Source organism: Pseudundibacterium arcticum, from assembly GCF_042646465.1.
GTDB lineage: Bacteria > Pseudomonadota > Gammaproteobacteria > Burkholderiales > Burkholderiaceae_D > Undibacterium_A > Undibacterium_A arcticum.
This window is the reverse complement of record NZ_JBHRTP010000120.1, coordinates 1-2206: the sequence shown is the minus strand read 5'-3', so window position 1 is coordinate 2206 and position 2206 is coordinate 1. Positions and strand designations below refer to the sequence as shown.

Here is a 2206-nt window from a genome sequence, read left to right as displayed (position 1 = left end):
CCATTGCAAACTCCGAATACCGATGAGTGCGAGCTTGGGAGACAGACGTCGGGTGCTAACGTCCGGCGTCAAGAGGGAAACAACCCAGACCGCCAGCTAAGGTCCCAAAGATTGGCTAAGTGGAAAACGAAGTGGGAAGGCTAAAACAGTCAGGAGGTTGGCTTAGAAGCAGCCATCCTTTAAAGAAAGCGTAATAGCTCACTGATCGAGTCGTCCTGCGCGGAAGATGTAACGGGGCTAAGCCAGTCACCGAAGCTGCGGATATATCTTCGGATATATGGTAGGAGAGCGTTCTGTAAGCCTGCGAAGGTGTCTTGTAAAGGATGCTGGAGGTATCAGAAGTGCGAATGCTGACATGAGTAGCGATAATGGGGGTGAAAAGCCCCCACGCCGTAAGCCCAAGGTTTCCTGTTCAACGTTCATCGGAGCAGGGTGAGTCGGCCCCTAAGGCGAGGCAGAGATGCGTAGCTGATGGGAAGCAGGTTAATATTCCTGCACCGTCGTATGATGCGATGGGGGGACGGATCACAGAAGGTTGTCCGGCGGTTGGAAGTGCCGGTTTCTCACTTATAGAAGGCACCTAGGCAAATCCGGGTGCGTAATTCAAGGGGTGGGGACGAGCGAACTTGTTCGCGAAGCAATTGGAAGTGGTTCCAAGAAAAGCCTCTAAGCTTCAGTCATACGAGACCGTACCGCAAACCGACACAGGTGGGCGAGATGAGTATTCTAAGGCGCTTGAGAGAACTCGGGAGAAGGAACTCGGCAAATTGGTACCGTAACTTCGGGATAAGGTACGCCCTGGTAGCTTGACTGCTTTACTGCAGAAGGGTGAAAGGGTTGCAATAAACTGGTGGCTGCGACTGTTTAATAAAAACACAGCACTATGCAAACACGAAAGTGGACGTATATGGTGTGACTCCTGCCCGGTGCTGGAAGATTAAATGATGGGGTGCAAGCTCTTGATTGAAGTCCCAGTAAACGGCGGCCGTAACTATAACGGTCCTAAGGTAGCGAAATTCCTTGTCGGGTAAGTTCCGACCTGCACGAATGGAGTAACGATGGCCACACTGTCTCCTCCCGAGACTCAGCGAAGTTGAAATGTTTGTGATGATGCAATCTACCCGCGGCTAGACGGAAAGACCCCATGAACCTTTACTGTAGCTTTGCATTGAATTTTGAACCAATCTGTGTAGGATAGGTGGGAGGCTTTGAAGCGTGAACGCCAGTTTGCGTGGAGCCAACCTTGAAATACCACCCTGGTTTGTTTGAGATTCTAACCTTGGTCCGTTATCCGGATCGGGAACAGTGCATGGTAGGCAGTTTGACTGGGGCGGTCTCCTCCTAAAGTGTAACGGAGGAGTTCGAAGGTACGCTAGGTACGGTCGGACATCGTGCTAATAGTGCAATGGCATAAGCGTGCTTAACTGCGAGACTGACAAGTCGAGCAGGTACGAAAGTAGGACATAGTGATCCGGTGGTTCTGTATGGAAGGGCCATCGCTCAACGGATAAAAGGTACTCTGGGGATAACAGGCTGATTCCTCCCAAGAGTTCATATCGACGGGGGAGTTTGGCACCTCGATGTCGGCTCATCACATCCTGGGGCTGTAGCCGGTCCCAAGGGTATGGCTGTTCGCCATTTAAAGTGGTACGTGAGCTGGGTTTAAAACGTCGTGAGACAGTTTGGTCCCTATCTGCCGTGGGCGTTGGAAATTTGAAGGGGGCTGCTCCTAGTACGAGAGGACCGGAGTGGACGAACCTCTGGTGTACCGGTTGTCACGCCAGTGGCATTGCCGGGTAGCTAAGTTCGGAAGAGATAACCGCTGAAAGCATCTAAGCGGGAAACTTGCCTTGAGATGAGATTTCCCTGGAGCCTTGAGCTCCTTGAAGGGTCGTTCGAGACCAGGACGTTGATAGGTCAGGTGTGGAAGCGCAGTAATGCGTTAAGCTAACTGATACTAATTGCCCGTAAGGCTTGTCCCTATAACCTTGACAGGTTATACGATGAGTAACAACATAGTGCTTGCCAACCGTTGATCGGTGCATCACACCCCAAGTAACACCTCTTTTACTTCTCCCAGATTGCGTTGCTTGTCGCCATGCCGGTATCAGCCCGGACGGACACGCAACTCTACAAGTTATGCCTGATGACCATAGCAAGTTGGTACCACCCCTTCCCATCCCGAACAGGACCGTGAAACGACTTT

General features: G+C 51.5%; 2 rRNA genes. Both read left to right on the top strand.

Features of this window, described 5'->3' with window-relative positions:
• Nucleotides 1–1982: ribosomal RNA gene (locus tag ACFOFO_RS26295) — 23S ribosomal RNA — on the top strand; the annotation flags it as partial.
• Nucleotides 1983–2142: 160 nt separating this feature from the next.
• Nucleotides 2143–2206, top strand: a 5S ribosomal RNA gene (gene rrf, locus ACFOFO_RS26640); the annotation flags it as partial.